Annotated in this window: 18 protein-coding genes; 9 read left to right on the top strand and 9 right to left on the bottom strand. The window is 71.8% G+C overall.

Going from position 1 to position 19,378, the window contains the following annotated elements; genetic code table 11:
* The first annotated feature begins 92 nt into the window (after positions 1-92).
* Genes IEZ11_RS11565 through IEZ11_RS11575 form a run of 3 tightly spaced genes read left to right on the top strand, consistent with a single transcriptional unit; the run spans position 93 to position 2,588 of the window.
* Positions 93-1,430 carry a ferredoxin reductase family protein gene (locus IEZ11_RS11565; protein WP_189262579.1) on the top strand — a complete coding sequence of 446 codons (1,338 nt, stop codon included), beginning with the start codon at positions 93-95 and terminating at the stop codon, positions 1,428-1,430.
* 10 nt (positions 1,431-1,440) lie between these two features.
* Positions 1,441-1,845: an FMN-binding protein gene (locus IEZ11_RS11570; protein ID WP_189262580.1), complete on the top strand. Its 405-nt coding sequence runs from the start codon at positions 1,441-1,443 to the stop codon at positions 1,843-1,845.
* A gap of 2 nt (positions 1,846-1,847) precedes the next feature.
* Complete coding sequence (locus IEZ11_RS11575) at positions 1,848-2,588, top strand: FAD:protein FMN transferase (RefSeq protein ID WP_189262581.1); 741 nt, start codon at positions 1,848-1,850, stop codon at positions 2,586-2,588.
* Positions 2,589-2,678: 90 nt separating this feature from the next.
* On the opposite strand, the gene IEZ11_RS11580 is transcribed toward IEZ11_RS11575, so the two are convergent.
* Entirely contained in the window at positions 2,679-4,724 is a 2,046-nt protein-coding gene (locus IEZ11_RS11580; RefSeq protein ID WP_189262582.1) for an ArnT family glycosyltransferase, read from the bottom strand.
* Entirely contained in the window at positions 4,721-5,566 is an 846-nt protein-coding gene (locus IEZ11_RS11585; RefSeq protein WP_189262583.1) for a dolichyl-phosphate beta-glucosyltransferase, read from the bottom strand. The genes IEZ11_RS11580 and IEZ11_RS11585 overlap by 4 nt, the downstream gene beginning before the upstream one ends.
* A 243-nt stretch (positions 5,567-5,809) precedes the next feature.
* On the opposite strand from IEZ11_RS11585, the gene IEZ11_RS11590 reads away from it, so the two are divergent.
* The 3 genes from IEZ11_RS11590 to IEZ11_RS11600 are packed head-to-tail and all read left to right on the top strand — an operon-like array spanning position 5,810 to position 8,249.
* Positions 5,810-6,940: an ABC transporter ATP-binding protein gene (locus IEZ11_RS11590; protein WP_189262584.1), complete on the top strand. Its 1,131-nt coding sequence runs from the start codon at positions 5,810-5,812 to the stop codon at positions 6,938-6,940.
* Positions 6,937-7,587 carry an ABC transporter permease gene (locus IEZ11_RS11595; protein ID WP_189262585.1) on the top strand — a complete coding sequence of 217 codons (651 nt, stop codon included), beginning with the start codon at positions 6,937-6,939 and terminating at the stop codon, positions 7,585-7,587. The genes IEZ11_RS11590 and IEZ11_RS11595 overlap by 4 nt, the downstream gene beginning before the upstream one ends.
* A complete protein-coding gene (locus IEZ11_RS11600; protein ID WP_189262586.1) occupies positions 7,584-8,249 on the top strand; it encodes an ABC transporter permease in 666 nt (221 codons plus the stop codon). Before IEZ11_RS11595 ends, IEZ11_RS11600 begins: the two co-directional genes overlap by 4 nt.
* Before the next feature lie 74 nt (positions 8,250-8,323).
* Here the strand turns inward: IEZ11_RS11600 and IEZ11_RS11605 are convergent, their stop codons facing one another.
* From IEZ11_RS11605 to IEZ11_RS11620, 4 genes are read right to left on the bottom strand one after another with little or no spacing between them, the layout of a single operon-like run.
* Entirely contained in the window at positions 8,324-8,920 is a 597-nt protein-coding gene (locus IEZ11_RS11605) for a GTP-binding protein (RefSeq protein ID WP_189262587.1), read from the bottom strand.
* A complete protein-coding gene (locus IEZ11_RS11610; RefSeq protein WP_189262588.1) occupies positions 8,907-9,323 on the bottom strand; it encodes a DUF742 domain-containing protein in 417 nt (138 codons plus the stop codon). Before IEZ11_RS11610 ends, IEZ11_RS11605 begins: the two co-directional genes overlap by 14 nt.
* A gap of 51 nt (positions 9,324-9,374) precedes the next feature.
* A complete protein-coding gene (locus tag IEZ11_RS11615) occupies positions 9,375-9,851 on the bottom strand; it encodes a roadblock/LC7 domain-containing protein (protein ID WP_189262589.1) in 477 nt (158 codons plus the stop codon).
* Positions 9,848-12,391 carry a sensor histidine kinase gene (locus IEZ11_RS11620; protein ID WP_189262590.1) on the bottom strand — a complete coding sequence of 848 codons (2,544 nt, stop codon included), beginning with the start codon at positions 12,389-12,391 and terminating at the stop codon, positions 9,848-9,850. The genes IEZ11_RS11615 and IEZ11_RS11620 overlap by 4 nt, the downstream gene beginning before the upstream one ends.
* Positions 12,392-12,749: 358 nt before the next feature.
* Between IEZ11_RS11620 and IEZ11_RS11625 the strand changes: the two genes are divergently transcribed.
* The 3 genes from IEZ11_RS11625 to IEZ11_RS11635 all read left to right on the top strand — a co-directional run bounded on the left by IEZ11_RS11625 (position 12,750) and on the right by IEZ11_RS11635 (position 16,822).
* Positions 12,750-13,712, top strand: coding sequence for an ABC transporter substrate-binding protein (locus IEZ11_RS11625; RefSeq protein ID WP_189262591.1), 963 nt, complete (start codon positions 12,750-12,752; stop codon positions 13,710-13,712).
* A 40-nt stretch (positions 13,713-13,752) separates the two neighbouring features.
* Positions 13,753-15,237, top strand: coding sequence for an aromatic amino acid lyase (locus IEZ11_RS11630; RefSeq protein ID WP_229712959.1), 1,485 nt, complete (start codon positions 13,753-13,755; stop codon positions 15,235-15,237).
* A 202-nt stretch (positions 15,238-15,439) separates the two neighbouring features.
* The gene (locus IEZ11_RS11635; RefSeq protein ID WP_189262592.1) at positions 15,440-16,822 is read left to right on the top strand and encodes an MFS transporter; all 1,383 of its coding nucleotides are present in this window, start codon (positions 15,440-15,442) and stop codon (positions 16,820-16,822) included.
* Positions 16,823-16,847: 25 nt separating this feature from the next.
* Here IEZ11_RS11635 and IEZ11_RS11640 read toward each other — a convergent pair whose 3' ends face one another.
* The 3 genes from IEZ11_RS11640 to mycP all read right to left on the bottom strand — a co-directional run bounded on the left by IEZ11_RS11640 (position 16,848) and on the right by mycP (position 19,239).
* Positions 16,848-17,303, bottom strand: coding sequence for a tellurite resistance TerB family protein (locus IEZ11_RS11640; protein WP_132890095.1), 456 nt, complete (start codon positions 17,301-17,303; stop codon positions 16,848-16,850).
* A gap of 139 nt (positions 17,304-17,442) precedes the next feature.
* Entirely contained in the window at positions 17,443-18,006 is a 564-nt protein-coding gene (locus tag IEZ11_RS11645; protein ID WP_189262593.1) for a type 1 periplasmic-binding domain-containing protein, read from the bottom strand.
* A 75-nt stretch (positions 18,007-18,081) separates the two neighbouring features.
* Positions 18,082-19,239 carry a type VII secretion-associated serine protease mycosin gene (gene mycP, locus IEZ11_RS11650; protein ID WP_189262594.1) on the bottom strand — a complete coding sequence of 386 codons (1,158 nt, stop codon included), beginning with the start codon at positions 19,237-19,239 and terminating at the stop codon, positions 18,082-18,084.
* Positions 19,240-19,378: the final 139 nt, after the last annotated feature.

Genomic DNA, 19,378 nt, shown 5'->3' on the forward strand with positions numbered 1-19,378 from the left:
TCGATAACCAGTTGAAAGCGGTCCGACAGGAAAACGACAGCAGCCGCGGGTGAAGCTCGACTCCCAGGACCCGATCAAGGAGCTGCCGACCCGTGACGACCGTCCAATCACCCCCTGCGCCCCCCACGGCGACACGCCCCAGGGTGGTGGCCCGCACGGGCCTGTACGCCGTGCTCGCCGTGAACGCGGCCGTGGTCGCCTACTTCTTCGCCGAGGCCGGTTTCGCCTCCAACGCCCTGATCGTCATCGGCCGCCTCTTCGGCCTGTACGGCGCCCTCGTCATGGCCTTCCAGCTGGTGCTGGTGGCCCGGCTGCCCTGGCTGGACCGCCGGATCGGCATGGACCGGCTGACCTCCTGGCACCGCTGGACCGGGTTCGCCCTGCTGTGGACGCTGCTCGCGCACGTCGTCTTCATCAGCTTCGGCTACGCCGACGGCGCGGGCGTCGGCCCGGTCTCCGAGCTCGTCGACCTCGCGGAGACCACGGAAGGCGTGCTCCGGGCCGTGGTCGCGTTCGGCATCATCCTCGTGGTCGGCGCCGTCTCGGCCCGCTACGCCCGCCGCCGGCTCGCCTACGAGACCTGGCACTTCATCCACCTGTACACGTACGTGGCCGTGGTCCTCGCCTTCAGCCACCAGGTCGCGGTCGGTACCACCTTCACGGCGTCGGCCGCCGCCACGGCGTACTGGTACGCCCTGTGGGGCGTCGCGCTCGGCTCGGTGGCCCTCGGCCGTCTGGTCCTGCCGCTGTGGCGCAACCAGCGCCACCAGTTCCAGGTCTCCGCAGTCGTCCCCGAGTCGGACAACGTCGTCTCGGTCCACGTCACCGGCCGCGACCTCGACCGGCTGGGCGCCCAGGCCGGCCAGTTCTTCCTGTGGCGGTTCCTGACCAAGGACCGCTGGTGGCAGGCGAACCCGTTCTCCCTCTCCGCCGCCCCCGACGGCCGCACCCTGCGCCTGACCGCCAAGGCGGTGGGCGACGGCAGCGCCGGCCTGCGGCACCTGAAGGTCGGCACCCGCGTCTTCGCCGAGGGGCCCTACGGCGCGTTCACCACCCTGCACCGCCGCAGGACCGAGTCCCTGCTGATCGCGGGCGGCGTCGGCGTCACCCCCATCCGTGCGCTTCTCGAGGACATCGAGGGACACGCGATCGTCGTCTACCGCGTCGGCACCGACCGCGACGCCGTCCTCTACGACGAACTCCGCGACCTCGCCGTCGCCAAGGGCGCCGAACTCCACCTGGTCACCGGCCCGCCCGTCCCCGACCGGCTGGCCCCGCACGAGCTGATCCGGCTGGTGCCGGACATCGCCGACCGGGACGTCTTCCTGTGCGGCCCGCCGCCGATGATGAACGCGGTGCTGCGCACCCTGGGAGACCTGGGCGTGCCCAAGCCGCAGATCCACTTCGAGCGTTTCAGCCTGGCGGGATGAGAGAGACACCGTGAAGCGAGCCATATCCGTCGTCGCCCTGAGCATCGCGGGCCTCGTCCCCGTCTGGCGTTACGAGCCGTCGATCGGCGGTACGACCACCTCCGCCTCCACCTCCACCACCGAACCGGCGCCGAGCTCCTCGGCCACCTCCTCCTCGGGCACGGTCGTCAAGGGTACGACCATCGACACCGACAAGGGCCCGGTCCAGGTCCAGGTGACCTTCGACGGCGACGAGATCGCCGCCGTGAAGATGCTCCAGCAGCCGAACCACCCGCAGACGACGGCCGCGGTGCCGGTGCTCATCGCTGAGACACTGAAGGCACAGAGCGCGGACATCGACACCGTGTCCGGCGCGACGATCACCAGCGACGGCTACAAGGAGTCCCTCCAGGCCGCGATCGACGCGAAGGGCTGATCATGCACCGGGTCGAACACGTCATGGGGTTCCCGGTCTCGCTGCGGGTGGACGACGAGGGGGACTTCGCGGCGGCCGCGGACGCCGTCTTCGGCCGGCTGCGGGAGGCCGACGCGCGGTTCAGCCCCTTCCGGGCGGACAGCGAGGTCTCCCGGCTGGACCGGGGCGAACTCTCCGTGTCCGAGGTGAGCCCGGACCTCGCCGAGGTGCTCGCGCTGTGCGAGGAGTACCGCGTGGCGACCGGCGGCGCGTTCGACGTACGGCTGCCGGGGCGGGGCCTGGACCCGTGCGCGGTGGTCAAGGGCTGGTCGGTGCAGCGGGCGGCGGACCTGCTGTCGGCCGCCGGGGCCCGGCGGTTCGTGCTGAACGCCGGCGGTGACGTGGTCGCCGTCGGCGGCCCCTGGCGGGTGGGCGTACGCCACCCCGACCACGCCGACCGGCTGTGCACGGTCCTGGAGATCACCGACGGGGCGGTCGCCACCTCGGCCCGCTACGAGCGCGGGGACCACATCGTCGACGGCCGCACGGGGCGTCCAGCGACCGGGCTGCTCAGCGTCACCGTCGTCGCCCGGACCCTGACGGAGGCCGACTCCGTGGCGACGGCCGCGTTCGCGATGGGCGCGGAGGGCGCCGCGTGGGCGGCGGCCCGCCCGGGCTGCGAGGTGTTCGTGGTGGACGCGGAGCGGGCCGTGGTGCGGACGCCGGGGTTGCCGGTCGCCGGGGAGCCCTCGGCGACCGCCTGACCCTGGCGGCGGGACGTAGGGCGGTCGGGCAGCACGAACGGGCGGGCCGCCGGGATGTCTCCCGGCGGCCCGCCCGTTCGTGGCCCGCGGTCAGCCGACGTCCGACGCGTCCAGCCGGTACAGCCCGCTGTAGGCGCTCACCGCCGTGCCGTGCTTCTTCACCCAGGTGGAGATCTCGGAGTTGGTGCCCTGGCCGCCGTCGCTGCTGACGACGATGTAGTGCAGCTTGCCCGCCTTCACCAGGCTCTTGAGCTTGGCGAGGGTCATCGCGTTGTCGCTGCCGGACCAGCCGCCCATGGAGATGACGGGCTGACCGGACTCCAGGATGATCGAGGACGCGGTCTGGTCGGTGGCCACCGCGACCAGCCAGGTGGCGCCGTCCTGGTGCTTCTTGAGGTACGTGATCATCGCGGAGCTGACCTGACCGCCGCCCATGCCTCCGGCGGTACGGCCGGACTGCGACTCACTGCTGGAGCTGGAGCTGGAGCTGGAGCCGGTGCTTCCCGTCCCGGTCGGCGGCTGCCCCATGGACTGCCCGCCGGAGCTTCCGGTGCCGGTCGGCGCGCTGCCGCTCGGGCGCTGGCCACCGCCGCCGCCCATGCCGCCACCGGTGCTGGGGCCGGCCGTGGGGTTGGTGCCGTTGCTGCTCGCGGTGGTGGCCGCCGAGACGGAGTAGGCGGCCGGGCCGGCCAGCAGGGCGACGATCGCCGCCAGCGCCGCGAAGCCGATCAGCTTCTGCCGCTTCATGAAGCGTCCGACCAGCAGGCCGGTCACCGCGAGCGCACCGCCGAGCCCGGCCACCACCTCGGCGACCGTGTACACCGTGCCGGAGCCGGAGACCCGCTGGAGCAGGACGACCGCCCAGACGGTGCTGGCGGCGACGGCCACCGGAAGCACCCAGCCCCACCTGGCCGCCGAACCGTCCCGGAAGGCCTGGTGGAGCATGACCCCGCCCGCGCCGGCCAGGGCGGCGATCCCCGGCGCCATGGCGGTGACGTAGTACGGGTGGAAGGTGCCCTCGGCGAGCGAGAAGGTCAGGAAGTGCAGGACGAACCAGCCGCCCCACAGCATCAGCGCGGCGCGCCTGGCGTCGGTGCGCGGCGCCCGGCCGCGCAGCACCAGCCCACCGGCGAGGGCGATCGCGGCGAACGGGATCAGCCAGGAGATCTGGCCGCCCATGATGTCGTTGAACATCCGGTACAGGCCCGAACTGCCGCCGAAGCTCGCGCCGTTGCCCGCAGAGCCCACCGAGGAGCTCGCCCCGAAGATCCGGCCGAAGCCGTTGTAGCCGATGACCAGGTCCCACACGGTGTTGTCGGTGGAGCCGCCGATGTACGGCCGCGAGGAGGCCGGGATCAGGTCGACGATCACCATCCACCAGGCGCTGCTGACCACCAACGCGACGGTGGCGACGGCGAGGTTGCGCACGCGCCTGCCCAACGACAGGTCCGTGGCCCACAGATAGACCAGGAAGAAGGCCGGCAGCACCACGTACGCCTGCATCATCTTGGTGTTGAAGGCGAACCCGATGGCGACCGCCGACCACACCAGGGGCAGCAGCCTGCCCGTGCGCACCGCCTTCAGCAGCGCGGCCGCGCCGAGCAGCATCAGGAAGACCAGGATCGGGTCCGGGTTGGTGTCGCGGTTGATGGCGACCGTGATCGGGGTGAGGGTCAGGACGAGGGCGGCGATCGTGCCCGCCACGACTCCGAAGTCCCGCTTGACCAGGCGGTACAGCAGGGCCACCGAGCCGGTGCCGACGGTGACCATCGGCAGCGCCAACTGCCAGGTGCCGTACCCGAAGGCGCGGGCGGACAGGCCCATCACCCACAGGGCGAAGGGGGGTTTGTCGACGGTGATGAAGCTGCCGGAGTCCAGGGCGCCGAAGAAGAACGCCTTCCAGCTCTTGGTGCCGGAGTAGACCGCCGCGTCGTAGAAGGTGTTGCCGGTGAGGGAGGTGAGGTTCCAGGCGTACAGGGCGGTGGCCAGGAGCAGGATCGCCCACAGGGCCGGGCGGGCCCAGCGGGGGTCCTCGGGGGCGCCCGTGAACAGCCTTCTGGCGCGAGAGACCGGCGGGGCGTCGGCCCGGTGCCGGCCGTCCTGGGCCGGTGCGGGCGGCGGGGCGAGGGTCGTCATGACGCGTACTCCATGGGCTCGACGGCGGTGGCTGCCCCGGTGGGCAGGGCCGTGACGTTCTGGGGGACGGTGGTGCGCCGGGGTACGGCGGGGACGCGGGTGCGGCCGGTGACGGTGGCCCGGAGCATGCGGGCCATGCCCTTGAGGTCGTCGACGGCGGTGCGGACGATGTCGACCCGGCTGTCCGGGTCGTCGACCCAGTCGACCGGTACCTCGTGCACGCGCAGCCCGTTGCGCTGGGCGAGCACCAGGAGTTCGGTGTCGAAGAACCAGGCGGTGTCCTCGATGTGCGGGGCGAGGGCGTGGAACACCTCGGTGCGTACGGCCTTGAAGCCGCACTGCGCGTCCGAGAAGCGGGCGCCCAGACCCGCCTTGAGGAGGAGGTTGTAGGAGCGCGAGACGAACTCCCGCTTGGGGCCGCGTATTACCGCCGACTGCCGGTGCAGCCGGCTGCCGATCGCGAGGTCGCTGTGCCCGGACAGCAGCGGGGCGACGAGCGGCAGGAAGCCGTCGAGTCCGGTGGAGAGGTCGACGTCCATGTAGGCGACGACATCGGCCGTGGACCGGCTCCACACGTGCTTCAGGGCGCGGCCCCGGCCCTTCTCCTCCAGCCGCCGTGCGTGTACGTGCGGCAGGCGCAGGGTCAGTCCGGTCGCCACCGTCCAGGTGGCGTCCGTGCTCGCGTTGTCCGCGATCGTGATGCGGAACGGGAACGGGAAGGAGTCTTCGAGGTATGCGTGGAGACGGCCGATGCTGCCGGCGAGGACATGGGCCTCGTTGTAGACCGGCACCACGATCTCGACCGACCGGCGCCGGACGCCTCCCGCGTTCGTTTCGTTCATGACCCCGACGATCGGGGCGCTGTCTGGGGCGGTCGTGAGGCTTCACTGAGCGAGGAATGAGAATCAGGGAACTCACAGGTCCCGCACAGTGGGCGACGGTCAGGTCACGAACTGAAGAGGATCAGTCAGTCGCCAAAGTGCTGAAACACTTCCGGTCTAGACTCTCCCCGCAACCGCCTGTACCACGGCGACCGTGGTCGAAAACTGGGCAGTTTCTGCCAAACCCGAAGGGCATTCGGCGTTTTGATACGGATAGATTCAGTCACCAAGCGGTACCCGGACGGTACGGTCGCCGTCGATCGGCTCTCCCTGGAGATACCGGATCGCTCGATCACCGTCTTCGTCGGCCCCTCGGGCTGCGGCAAGACCACGACCCTTCGGATGATCAACCGGATGGTGGAGCCCAGCGAGGGCCGCATCCTCCTCGACGGCGCCGACATCCACGCGCAACCGGTCAACACCCTGCGCCGGTCGATGGGTTACGTCATCCAGAACGCCGGTCTCTTCCAGCACCGCACCATCATCGACAACATCGCCACCGTGCCCCGGCTGCTCGGCTGGAACAAGCAGAAGGCGCGGTCCCGGGCGGCCGAGCTGATGGAGCGGGTCGGCCTCGACTCCGCGCTGGCCAAGCGTTACCCCTACCAGCTCTCCGGCGGCCAGCAGCAGCGCGTCGGTGTGGCCCGGGCGCTCGCCGCGGACCCGCCGGTGCTCCTGATGGACGAGCCGTTCTCCGCCGTGGACCCCGTGGTCCGCAAGGGGCTCCAGGACGAACTCCTGCGCATCCAGGACGAGTTGGGCAAGACGATCGTCTTCGTCACCCATGACATCGACGAGGCGATCAAGCTCGGCACGATGGTCGCCGTGATGCGTACCGGCGGTCATCTCGCCCAGTACGCCCCGCCCGCCGAACTGCTCACCGACCCCGCGGACGCCTTCGTCGAGGACTTCCTCGGCGCCGACCGGGGCATCCGGCGGCTGTCCTTCTTCCCGTCCGCGGCCCTCGAACTGCAGACCGCCCCGATCGTGGCGATCGACACCGACGCCGCCCGGCTCGGCGCCCGCGCCGCGGCCGACGCGCCCTACCTCCTCGTCACGGACCTGGACGGCAGACCGCTCGGCTGGGGCGAGCCGCGGAACCTCACCGCCGGCTCCATCCGCCCGGAGCAACTGATCCCGTACGGGCGGCCCTTCGTCCCCGGCAGGGACTCGCTGCGCGCCGCCCTCGACGGCTCCGTCCTCTCGCCGACCGGCTGGGCCGTGGCCGTGGACGGCGAGGGACGCGCGGTCGGCGTCGTCTCCCAGCAGGTCATCGGCGCCGCGATCCGCACCGCCCACGCCGAGGGCCGCGACGACGCGAAGGTCGGGGGATGAGCGGCTTCTTCGACATCCCGAGCGACCTCCAGAACACCTACTTCGGGCTGATCGGCCTCCACCTCCGCGAGGCCCTCCTCCCGGTCCTGGCCGGTCTCCTGGTCTCGCTCCCGATCGCCCAGCTCTGTGTGCGCTTCCGCTGGCTGTACCCGCCGGTGCTGGGCGTGACCACGATCCTGTACGCCATCCCCTCGCTGGCCTTCTTCGTCGTCCTCATCGACTACACCGGCCAGACCGAGACCACGGTGATGATCCCGCTCGCGGTGTACAGCCTGGTGGTCCTGGTCCCGGCCATCGTGGACGGCGTCCGCTCGGTCCCGGCGGAGACCCTGGCCGCCGCGACCGCGATGGGCCTCGGCCCGGTACGCCGTTACTTCCAGGTCCAGTTGCCGATCGCGGTCCCCGCGATCATCGCGGGCCTGCGCGTCGCCACCGTCTCCAGCATCTCCCTGGTCAGCGTCGGCATGCTGATCGGCAACCAGGGCGCGCTCGGCAACCTGCTCAACGACGCGAACATCTACCACCGTCCCGAACTGGCGGTGAACTCGGTCCTGACCACAGCCGTGCTGGCCATCGTGGCCGACGCCGTCCTCGTCCTCGTACGCCGTGTGCTGACGCCCTGGATGCCGAAGGAGAGCACCCGGTGAACGTCCTGAACTACGTCCACGCCTTCTTCAGCGACAGCTCCCACTGGCACGGCTACGACGGCATCCCCACCCGTCTGTGGGAACACGTCCAGTACTCCCTGGAGGCGCTCGCCTACGCGGCGGGCATCGGCCTGCCCGTCGGCCTGATCACCGGCCACTACGGCCGCGGCGGCAACACCCTCGCCCTGATCGCCACGGCCGGCCGGGCACTGCCCAGCTTCGGCCTGCTGGTCCTGATGTTCATCTGGCTCGGCTTCGGCATGCTGCCGGTGATGATCCCGCTGGTGATCCTCGCGGTACCGCCGATCCTGGTCACGACGTACGAGGCGATGCGCTCGGTCGACCCGTCCCCGGTGGACGCGGCGCGGGGCATGGGCATGCCGGAGTCACGCGTCCTCTTCCAGGTGGAACTCCCGGTCGCCCTTCCGCTGATCCTCAGCGGCCTGCGCTCGGCGGCCATCCAGATCGTCTCGACGGCGACCATCGCCGCCTACGTCAGCCTGGGCGGCCTCGGCCGGTACATCATCGACGGCCTCTACCAGAAGAACTACGAGAAGGTCGTGGGCGGCGCCACCCTGGTGGCGGCCATGGCCCTGGCCACGCTGGGCATCTTCTGGGCGGTACAGAGACTGACCGTCTCTCCCGGCGTACGCCGGGGATAACTCCCCTGATCTGCCAGGGACGCGGGGAACTGCGCGACCAGCCACAACCGGTCCGCAGTTCCCCGCAACCGCGACTACCCGCCGCTCCGCGCCAGCGCCAGTTCCAGGACGACGAGCAGCGCATCGCGCACAGAGCCCCGTTCACGCGCGTCGAAGACGACCAGCGGCGTCCCCTCCGCGACGTCCAGCGCCCAGCGCACCTCGTCCATCGTGTGCTCGACGCGCCCGTCGAACGCGTTGATCGCGACGGCGAACGGAATGCCCTTGTGCTCGAAGTAGTCGACCGCGGCATAGCAGTCGTCCAGACGACGCGTGTCAACGATGACGAGCCCGCCGAGCGCGCCCTCCACGATGTCGTCCCACATGAAGCCGAACCGTTCCTGCCCGGGAGTGCCGAACAGGTACAGCTTCAGGGTCGGGTCGATGGTGATACAGCCGAAGTCCATGGCGACGGTCGTGGTGGTCTTGCGCGGGGTGAGCGAGAGGTCGTCCACGCCCGCCGCGACCTCGGTGATCGAGGCCTCGGTGGTCAGTGGCTCGATCTCCGAGATCGAGCCGACGGCGGTGGTCTTGCCCACGCCGAAACCGCCCGCGATGACCATCTTCACCGGCAGCGGCGGCCGTACGGCCGTACGCCCGGTGCCCCGGGTCAGCGAGTCAGTCGGTGTCACGGAGTACCCCTCGGGAGTCGGGGATGGCCCGCAGGCCATCGATAACCCTGCGCAGGACGGACGAGTCGTGGGTGGCCTCGAAGTCGGGCACGTGGACCGTCAGCTGCCCGGCCTCGCGCAGGTCTTCGGCCAGCACCCGGACCACGTTCAGGTGCAGCCGCAGCCGCGCCGCCAGTTCCGCGAGCGACTGCGGAAGCCGGCACGCGGCGACGATGTCGTGCTGCTCGAAGGAGAGCCGGTCGAGCACGGCGAGCCCGGCGGCGGTGGCCACCACCTGGGTCTCGACGGGCATCGCCGGTCCGGAGGCGCTGTCCGCCACCCGGCCGGCGGTGACCAGGAACGGCCGTACGGCGGGGGCGGGGCCGACCGGGTCCGGGCCCGGGGGCGGGGTGCCGTCCGCCATGGCTGTGTCTTCCTCTCTCGGCCTTCTCGGCTAGCCGACCGGCGGTGCCGGTCAGCGCGTCTGTGGGACGCCGACGCTGTTCTTGAGTTCCAGCACGAGCTGCGGACTGAGCGCCGCACCCGCGCGGTTGGCGAACAGCGTCATCTCGTAGGCGATGTTGCCGAGCTTGGCCTCGTTGTCGGCGACCACGCCCAGCACGGCGCCGTTGCCGATCGCGGAGACGATGACATGGCCGCCCTCCAGGTCGATGATGACCTTGTTGAGGCCGCCCAGGCCGTAGTTGCCGGAGGCACCGGCGGCCAGGCTGGTGATGCCGGAGACGATCGCGGCCAGCCGTTCGGAGTGGGCGCGCTCACGCAACTCCGAGACCGCGATCAGCAGACCGTCGGAGGACACCGCGATCGCGTCGACGACGCCCGCGGTCTCGGTGGCGAAGCGGTTCAGCAGCCAGGTGAAGTCGGCTGCGGCCGCACGCAGGTCGGTCGGCGTGGTGCCGCCCGTCGGGGTGTCACCTGTCGACGTGCTCACTGCTCGGCTCCTTCCGGAAGGTGGTTCTGGTCCTGCGGGGGGTTTGTGGGGTCGATGTGCGGCACGGGCCGCTGGTGGCTTCCGGTGGCGCTCTCGCGCCGGGCGCGCTCCACCGCCGCCTCGAACTCGTCCAGCGCGTCCCGCTCGGCCTCGGCGTCGCGGGTGCGCGGTGCCTGGGCGAGGCTCTGGGCGGCGCCGACGGTGGTGCGGAGGGTCGCGCCGCGCACCCGGCGGCGCAGCGGGCGGGTCCCGTCGCCGGAATCGGCGTCGGCGTCCGCCGGGGGCTCGCCGGAGCGCGCGGCCGGGATCAGCGGGGGCTGCGGTGCCGCGGGCTCGGCGGCCGACTCGCGGCGCGGCAGCCGGCGGGGGAGCGGGTTCTCCGGCTCGGCCCAGGAGGGCACCGTGACGGCGGGGGTCGGGCCGCTCGGCTCGGCGGCCACCGGGGCCGGCGGAGCGGCCGGCGCCACGGGAGCGGCCGGAGCGACCGGAGCCACCGGAGTGGCCGGCGCCGACAGTGCCGACAGGGACGTCGGTGCCGTCGGCTCCGCGGGGAACGGGGTGCCGGAGGTGTCCGCCACCGCGCTCATGGTCAGCAACAGGCGGGCGGGCAGCGTCACTTCGGCGGTGACACCGCCGCCGGGGGTCCGGGTCAGCTCGACGCCGATCTCCCAGCGCCGGGCCAGCGCACCCACCACGAAGAGGCCGAGCACCTTGGTCGGCACCAGGTCGAGGCGCTCACGGCGGATCAGCCGGGCGTTCTCCTCGGCCAGCCGCTCGGCGCTCATACCGAGGCCGTGGTCGGTGACGACGATGTGCGCGCCCGCCTCGCTGGAGCGGGCGGTCACCTCGACGGGGCTGCCGGCCGGCGAGAACGACACGGCGTTCTCCAGGAGTTCGGCCACCATCAGGGTGAGGTCGCCGATGATGTCCGGCTCGATCATGGCGTCGGTGCCGGCGTACAGCCGTACCCGCTGGTAGCCCTCGATCTGGCCGAGCGCGGCCCGGACCACGTTGGACACCGGGGTCGGGCCCGCGGCCAGCACGGTCTCGCGGATGCCGGCCAGCAGCATCAGGCTGTCGGCGTTGCGGCGCAGGCGGACGGCGATGTGGTCGATGGAGTAGAGGCGTTCGAGGAGGGCCGGGTCGGTCTCGGCACGCTCCACCGCGTCGATGAAGGCCAGCTGGCGGGTGGTCAGGTTGCTGACGCGGCGGCCGACGTTGCCGAACATCTCGGCGGTGTTGCGGCGGCTGAGCACCTGGCGTTCGAGCAGGGCCGCGGCCGTGGTCTGCACCTGGTTGAACGCCTCGGCCAGGTCACCGATCTCGTCGCGGGCGGTGACCGGCATGTCCCGCAGGCGGGGCGGACCGGAGTCCTCGGCGTCGTCGTCGGCGACGCGGGCGAGTTCGCGGCCCGCCACCTCGGCGACCTCGTGCGCGACCCCGGTCAGGGCCTGCACCGGGCGGATCACCGAGCGGCGCACCAGCACCGAGAGGGCGAGCCACAGGACGAAGCCGAGCAGCGAGGCGTTCAGCAGGTAGATGGCGCGCCACTTGGCGGAGTCGGCGGTGGTGTCGGCCCGTTCGGCGATCTGGCCGATGAGCGAGGTGGTGATGGTGAGCCGGGCGGCGGCCTGGTCGTGGTAGGCCGGGTAGTCGGCGAGCGCGTCCTTGACGGCCCGCCGGATCTGGTCCTGGTTGCCGGAGACCAGCTTGGTCGGGTCGATCTGCAGCTCGGCGAAGGACTCGGCGATGGTGCTCTGGGCCTTGGTGTGCTCGACGTCGGCCAGCTGCCTGGCCTGGCCCTCGGTGGCGAACCGGGCGAACCGGTCGGCCTGGTGCTGGTAGAGGTCGTAGGCGCCGACCGCGTTGGTGAACTCGATCAGGGCGTTGGTGTCCCCGGTGGTCGCCGCGAGCACGTTGGTCTCGAACGCGCCGTGGGCGGCGTCCGCGCGCAGCAGCGAGTCCAGCAGGTTGCCCGTGAAGGTGGCGGCGAGGTTGGTGTCGCGGTCCAGACCGAGGCCGTCGATCAGGTCGTTGGACGCGTTGCTGTACGCCGGGTCGATGTTGTCGGCCGGCAGGTAGGCCTGCTCGACCGACTCCCGCAGGCTGGACAGACCCTCGACCTGCCGCAGGGCGGCCGCCTCGGTGGCCGGCAGCCGGTCGCCGAAGGCCTCACTGACCTTCGTGACCTGGGAGTTCACCGCGTCCTGGGCCTTGCGGTAGGCGGCCGCCGAGGGCTTGGAGTCGCCGGACTCGTAGCGCGCGGAGAGCAGGATCGCCTGCTGGTGCTCCGCCTCCACCTTGTCCACCAGGCGTGCCACCTGCGCGCTGTCCCGGACCGTCTGGGCCGCGTCGTTCGCGCTGGTGGACTGCTCCACCAGGTCGTTGAAGACGTAGGCGAGCAGTACGGCGATGACGGCGAGCGGCACACCGACAAGCAGGTTGAGCTTGCGGCGGAAGGGCCAACGGTCGGCGAAACCCCGTATCCCGCCCCGCGTCTGGGCGGGCCGGACGGTCGCGTCCACCTGGTTCGTGGACACCGGGCCTCCTTCATGAGGGTGTCTGGTCTGGGGGGCGTCTTCACCCCGAGCTGCTGCGGAACGACACCGAGTAGCGGGCCCCGTGCACCGCTGTGACCGATATCAACTGCGGTGAGACTACAGCGTTCTTGAAGCTCGGTTCCGCTTGCTCTTTATCAAGAATCCGTTACAAAGAGACCGCTCTCCGTCCACAACTGGCCACGGATTGAAGCCAATCGGTGACCCAAAGGCACTTGACTGACCGAGAACCGGCTGGATTGGATCGTCGGGAGTGGTTCGCAACAGCTCCCGCGGTGCACGACAGGCCCGCGCGGTTCGCAACACCCCCACCCTTCCCACAGCTCCCGGAACGGCAACCGTGACTTCCAAGACCCTCCCCAGCAGGTCAATCCGGACATACCGAGGCGTGGCGGCCGTCGCGCTCGCCGCGACGACGGCCCTGCTGGCGGGCTGTTCCTCTTCCGACGACAGCAAGTCCGACCCGCTGTCGGACAGCAAGGCGAGCGGGGACGCCGTCGTCGTCGGCTCCAACAACTTCGCCGAGAGCATCCTGATCGCGGACATCTACGGCGAAGCACTCAAGGCCAAGGGTGTCAAGGTCACTTACAAGTCGAACATCGGCAGCCGTGAGACGACCTACGGTCTGCTCAAGAACGGCTCGATCTCCGTGCTGCCCGAGTACAACGGCGCCCTGCTCGCCTACCTCGACCCCAAGGCCACCCCGAAGACGGTCGACGAGACCACCAAGGCCATCGAGGCCAAGCTGGACTCCAAGCTGACGCTGCTGAACCCGGCGGACGCGCAGGACAAGGACACGGTGACGCTCAACGCGACCACCGCCGCCAAGTACAGCCTCACCGAGAAGTCCTCCATAGCCGACCTCAAGAGCATCGCCAAGGACCTGGTGATCGGCGCCTCGCCGGAGTTCCAGACCCGTCAGCAGGGCCTGGTCGGCCTGAAGTCCGTGTACGGCCTGGAGTTCAAGTCCTTCAAGGCGCTGGACGCGGGCGGCCCGCTCACCGCGGCCGCCCTGAAGAAGAACGCGGTGCAGGCCGGCGACATCTTCAGCACGGACCCGACCATCACCAAGGAGAAGTTCGTCGTCCTCCAGGACACGGAGAACCTCTTCGGCTTCGAGAACGTCCAGCCCCTGGTCTACAAGAGCGCCCTGAACCAGACGGCCACCGACGCCCTCAACGCCGTCTCCGCCAAGCTCGACACGGCGGCCCTGCTGGACCTGGACACCCAGGTGCAGTCGGACAACAAGGACCCGCTGGACGTCGCCCAGGCCTGGCTGAAGAAGGTCGGCCTCAGCAGCTGACCCGCCTCCTGGCCTCCCTCGGATCTTCTCCGGACCTTCCTTGGACAGCATCACCGAGACACCGGGACAGGTGCCCTCGCACTCCGGTGTCGTGCTCGACGGCAACGGCCTCGGCCTGACCGGACTCGTCCGGCTCGCCGACGCCGTTGCCGCTCCTGTCGTACCGCCCGAGGCGCTCGACCGGGTCCGTCGGGCCCACGAGACCGCGGGCCGCCTCGCCGCACAGGGGCGTTGGTACGGCCGGGGCACCGGCGTCGGCGCCCACCGCTCGGTCAGCGTCGACCCGTCCGACACGGCCGAGCACACCCTGCGCCTGCTGCGCAGCCACGCCGGCGGCGCCGGCCCGGTGCTGCCGGCCCGTCAGGCCCGCGCGCTGCTGGCCGTCCGGGCCAACCAGCTGCTGGCCGCCGGCTCCGGCATCCACCCCTCCTTCGTCACCGGGCTGACCGAGGCCCTGCGGCTCGGCGTGCACCCCGCGATCAACGAGTACGGCGGTGTGGGCACCGGCGACCTCACGGCCCTGGCCCAGACCGGCCTGACCCTGATCGGTGAACGCCCCTGGCTCACGGCGTCCCCCGACGCCGAACTGCCGGCCCCGCTCGTCCTGCGCCCCGGCGACTCGCTCGCCCTCCTGAGCAGCAACGCCCTCGCCCTGGGCCGGGCGGCCCTGGCCTGCCACGACCTGGACGTACTGCTGCGGGCCACGCACGCGGTGGCCGCACTCTCCCTGGCGGCCGTCTCCGGCTCCCCGGAGGCCTACGCGCCCGAGGTGCACGCCCTGCGCCCGTACCCCGGCCCGGCCAGGGCGGCGGCGGAGGTGCGGCGCCTCCTCGCGATCCCCGGCCACCCCCGCACCACCGGCCGCCGCATCCAGGACCCCTACGGCTTCCGGGTCTTCCCGCAGGTCCACGGCGCGGCCCTGGAGTCCGCCGACAGGCTCCGCCACATCATCGAGACGGAGATCAACTGCCCCACGGAGAACCCCGTGCTGGCCCCCGACGGAAACGTCCACCACCACGGCGGCTTCTTCGCGGCCCCGCTCGCGCTGGCCCTGGACGGCCTCGACCTGGCCCTCCTCCAGACCGCCCAGCTCTCCGCCGCCCGCCTCCAGGCCCTGACCCGCGCCGATCTCACGGGCCTGCCCGCCTTCCTGGCCGCCGGCCCGGCCAGCAGCTCCGGCACGATGATCCTGGAGTACACCGCCAACTCGGCACTGGCGGAGCTCCGTTCCAGCGCCGCCCCGGCATCGGCCGGCCACACCGTCCTCTCCCACGGCCTGGAGGAGGCGGCGAGCTTCGCGGGCCAGGCGGCGAAACAGGCGGCACGGGCGGCCGCGGCGTACCCGGTGGTGCTGGCCTGTGAACTGGTGACGGCGGTACGGGCACTGCGGCTGGCGTCGGTGCAGCCGACGGTGCCTGCCTTCAGGGTGGCGGCGGCCGCCCTGCCGGAGGACATGGCGGACCGCGCGCTGACGGGGGACGTGACGGCGGCGATGGAACTGCTGCCGACGCTGGCTGACCTGTAAGCGAGCGCGGTTGTCCGACCCGGGGGGCGCGGGGCACTGTTGAATGGTCGGCTGCCGCCGCGGGGCGCGCTCAGCCCCCACTCACCCGCTGCCGGAACCCAACGCGTGTGATTCCGTCACCATCACCGGGTTCGATGGAGGAAAACGGCGACCTCCGGGCCGAAACCATCGACCACCGCACAGCGCCCCGCACGCTGCCCCCATGACAACGACACCCACGCCCGCCCCCACCACCCCGGCCCCCTACCCCTGGCGCCGGCCCGCCCTCGTCGCCCTGCTCCTCGCCGAGGCGATGAACCTCCTGGACGCGACGATCGTCCAGGTCGCCGCCCCCACCGTGCACGCCGGGCTCGGCGGCTCCGTCTCGGACGTCCAGTGGTTCAGCACGGCGTACACCCTGCCGTTCGCGGTGCTGCTGATCACCGGCGGACGGCTCGGCGACATCGCGGGCCGCCGCCGGCTCTTCGTCCTCGGCGTCGCGTTCTTCACCGCGGCCTCCGTCGCCTGCGCGCTCGCGCCGACGGCGGGCGTGCTGATCGCCTTCCGCGCGGTACAGGGCGCGGCGGCGGCCGTGATCATTCCGCAGACCGTCGGCCTGATCAAGGCGATGTTCGAGGGCGACGAGCTGTCCCGGGCGCTGGGCGGCATCGGTCCGGTGATGGGCCTCGCGGCCGTCGGCGGCCCGGTGCTCGGCGGCGTCCTCACCCACGCCGACCTGTTCGGCTCCTCCTGGCGGGCCGCCTTCCTGGTGAACGTCCCGGTGGCCCTGGTCGTCCTCGCCCTGTCCCCGAAGCTCCTGGAGAACCGCGCCCCGCGCCGCCCCGCCCTGGACTGGCCGGGCACGGCACTCGCGGCGACCGGCACGGGCCTGCTGGTCTATCCCCTGATCGGCACGAACCTCACCGAACTCCCGGCGTACGACTGGGCGTTGCTCGGGCTCGGCGTCCTCGCCCTGGCCGCCTTCGCACGGCACCAGCGCCGCACCGCCACGCCGCTCCTGGAACCGGGTCTCTTCACCCACCGGGGCTTCCCGCCCGCCCTGGCCACCTCGACGACGTTCTTCGCGGTCACCAACGGCCTGCTGACCGTGGTCGTCCTCCAGCTCCAACTGGAGGCGGGCCAGGGCGTACTGGCGGCAGGCCTGAGCCTGACCCCGTGGTCGACCGGCCTGGCGGTGTCGTCGTGGCTGTCGGGCCGCCGCGGCGCGCGGCGCCGCATGATGCCGTACGGCCTGGCCCTCGTCCTCACGGGCGTGGCGGCCGCCGCGGCCGTGTACGCCACCACCACCGGCACCGCCACCACCGCCGACCCCAGCCGCTACCCATGGCCGCTGCTGCCCGCGCTGGCCCTGGTAGGTCTGGGCGCGGGTCTGTTCACCCCCGCCTTCTTCACGCTGGCCCTGCGGCCGTTGCGCCCCCAGGAGGTCGGCTCGGCGGCGGGTGCGCTGAACGCCGTACAGCAACTGGGGGCGACGCTGGGAGTGGCGGTCCTGGGCAGTGCCTACCTGGACGGCTCGGCGGTGACGGCCTGTGCCGTGGCCATGGCCCTCACCGCACTCTGCTGGGCCACGAGCCGGCGGATGTGAGCCGTACCCGTCCCGTGGGCGCCGGTCAGAGGTCGAACTCGTGCGGCGGCAGGTCGAGCGTGTAGCACGCCTCGCGGACCACGGCCTGCTCGGTCTTGTCGAAGTCGCCGTCCGCGCCGCCGATCACGATGCCGATCTGGATGACCGCACGTGCCTCGGCCGGCTTCTTCTTCGCCTTGGCGACCTCCTGGAGCACGCTCACCTTGCCGAAGGCGAAGTCGGTGGTGAGCTTGTTCAGGTTCTCCTCGAAGCGGCGGCGCAGGTCGTCCGCCGGGAAGTTCTGCAGCACCTCGTTGGTGGCGATGAGCTGGGCGACCCGCTGGCGCTCGGCCGGGTCGATCGTGCCGTCGGCGGCGGCCACGAGCGCGCACATCGCCATGCTCGCGTCCCGGAACGCACCGCTCTTCAGGTCGTTCTTCTTCGCCACGAGCTGGGTCTGCATCTGCGTCGCGGAATCCTTGATGCGGTCCCACAGGGCCATGTGCACTCACTCCTCGGTCGGTAAGAACCTTGCTTGCCGAAAAATTACTTCTACAACAACGTAGAAACCCGCGCGGGCGCCGATAAGTTCCCGCGGCCGGCCCTTCGGCCCGCGGTCCCGTCGGATCCGCGCGGTGCCGTCAGCGTCGGTCGGAGACGAAGGCGCTGACCCTGTCGGCCAGTTCCCGGCCGGCCTGGTCCCCGCCGGGGTCGGCGGGTGCGGCGATGGCCGAGATGTGCGGATGTGCCGAGGTGGCGCCGACTATCACGAACTGCTGGTGCGGGTTGGCGCGGGCGGCGGCCTCCGTCGCGGGCTTCATGCCGGTGCCGACGGTGACGATCAGTTCGCAGTGGTGCTGCACGGCGCCGTTGAAGTACGGCAGCGCCGCCTTGGCGTCGATGGTGGGGGCCGGGAAACGCTCGGCGTTGACCCCGCCGGAACGTGCCGCGTCCTGCATGCCCTGCCAGGACTCCTGGCTGAGCCGGGCGTCCGTGGCACCCGCGGGCGAGACGAGCAGGCAGGCCCGGTAGTTGCGGGAGACGTTGGCGGCCCGCGGCTGGGCGCTCCCGCCCCCGGCGAGCAGCGCGGTGAGTGACACGGCCGCGAGGAGCACGGCGGCCGTGGCCGCCGCGATGACCGGGTGGCCGCGCACGAGACCGGCGAGGCGGTGGACGGGGCGCGCGGTGAGAGCCGGGAGCCGCATGCTGATCGGGTTCCTCCTGTGGATCGCGTGGGACTCTGGATCACGTGGGACTGTGGATCGCATGGGACCTGTGGATCACGTGCGACGACGGGAGCGGCGGCGCAGGAGGAGGCCGCCCGCCACGGCGACGGCCGCCACCGCGACGGCGCTGAGCACCGCGACGGTTCCGCCGGAAGTACCGCCGGTCGCCTCGGCCGCCTTCGGGGTGCCGGCCCCGGCGGCGGTGAGCAGCGGATCGGCCCCGGCCGCCGGAGTCGGCGCGCCCAGGGCCTTCAGGGGATCGACGATGCCGTAGCCGAAGCGGTCGTCACGGCCGGAACCCGCGTCGGAACCCTTGCCGGGGCGGTCCGCGGTGCCGATGAGCCGGGCGATGATCTGCCCGGCGCTCTCGGCCGGGTAGGCGGCGCGCAGCAGGGCGGCCGCGGCGGACACATAGGGAGCGGAATAGCTGGTTCCGTCCTTGGTCAGGTAGCCGCCGCTGTTCCGCGTCGAGAAGATGTCCACCGCCGGGGCGGCCAGCGCGACATAGGAACCCGACTCGGCGGAGGGCCAGAACCCGCCGTCGCGGGTGGTGCCGGAGACGGCCAGGACACCGGGGAACGCGGCCGGGTACCCCACCGGGTTTCCCGCCCGGCCGTTGTTGCCCGCGGCCGCGACCACGACGGCGTCGTGCCGGCGCGCGTAGGCGACCGCGTCGCGGATCTGCGGGTCGGGGTCGGTGGTCACCATCGAGATGTTGATGACCGAGGCCCCGTGGTCGGTCGCGTAGACGATGCCCCGGGCGAGGGCGAGCGGATCCGCGGCGTTGTCGGCGCTGACCCGGACGGGCAGCACCGTCGCCCGGGGGGCCAGCCCGGCCATGCCCCTGCCCCTGCCGCCGGAGCCCGCGATGACCCCGGCGACCGAGGTGCCGTGCGAGTCCGCCGAGACGTCGACCCGGCCGTCGGTGGCCTGGCCGGTGACATCGGTACCGGGCAGGACCCGGCCCGCCAGATCGGGGTGCCGGGCGTTCACCCCGGTGTCGACCACCGCGACCGTGACGCCGGCCCCCTGGCTGTGCCGCCAGATCCGGGAGGCGTCGAAGTGCTGGGCGTCCAGCGGCCATTCGGAGCCGAGCGGGGTGGGCGCGGCGGGCTGCCGGGCGGTGGCCGGCGACGCGGCGGCCAGCAGGAGCAGCGGCGGCAGGGCGGCGTATACGCAGGCGCGCAGAGCCCCCGACGGTACCAGTCTCATCTGCCCCCGCAGCCCCTCCGGTGTCCTGTGGAAGCAGCCTTGCTGGCCAACTGGAAAGAGCGGGGCGGGAGTTGGCCAGGAAAGCCACAAGGACTTGCAATGTACCGGTCAACCTTGACGGGGTAATGCCGGTCTTGGG

Origin of the sequence: Streptomyces fuscichromogenes (assembly GCF_014645815.1) — a bacterium.
Lineage (GTDB): Bacteria > Actinomycetota > Actinomycetes > Streptomycetales > Streptomycetaceae > Streptomyces > Streptomyces fuscichromogenes.

Coding starts and splice junctions, on each gene's coding strand:
- IEZ11_RS11575 (WP_189262581.1), top strand. CDS start 1,848: ATGCACCGGGTCGAACACGTCATGGGGTTCCCGGTCTCGCTGCGGGTG.
- IEZ11_RS11580 (WP_189262582.1), bottom strand. CDS start 4,724: ATGACGACCCTCGCCCCGCCGCCCGCACCGGCCCAGGACGGCCGGCAC.
- IEZ11_RS11585 (WP_189262583.1), bottom strand. CDS start 5,566: ATGAACGAAACGAACGCGGGAGGCGTCCGGCGCCGGTCGGTCGAGATC.
- IEZ11_RS11595 (WP_189262585.1), top strand. CDS start 6,937: ATGAGCGGCTTCTTCGACATCCCGAGCGACCTCCAGAACACCTACTTC.
- IEZ11_RS11610 (WP_189262588.1), bottom strand. CDS start 9,323: ATGGCGGACGGCACCCCGCCCCCGGGCCCGGACCCGGTCGGCCCCGCC.
- IEZ11_RS11635 (WP_189262592.1), top strand. CDS start 15,440: ATGACAACGACACCCACGCCCGCCCCCACCACCCCGGCCCCCTACCCC.
- IEZ11_RS11640 (WP_132890095.1), bottom strand. CDS start 17,303: ATGGCCCTGTGGGACCGCATCAAGGATTCCGCGACGCAGATGCAGACC.
- IEZ11_RS11645 (WP_189262593.1), bottom strand. CDS start 18,006: ATGCGGCTCCCGGCTCTCACCGCGCGCCCCGTCCACCGCCTCGCCGGT.
- mycP (WP_189262594.1), bottom strand. CDS start 19,239: ATGAGACTGGTACCGTCGGGGGCTCTGCGCGCCTGCGTATACGCCGCC.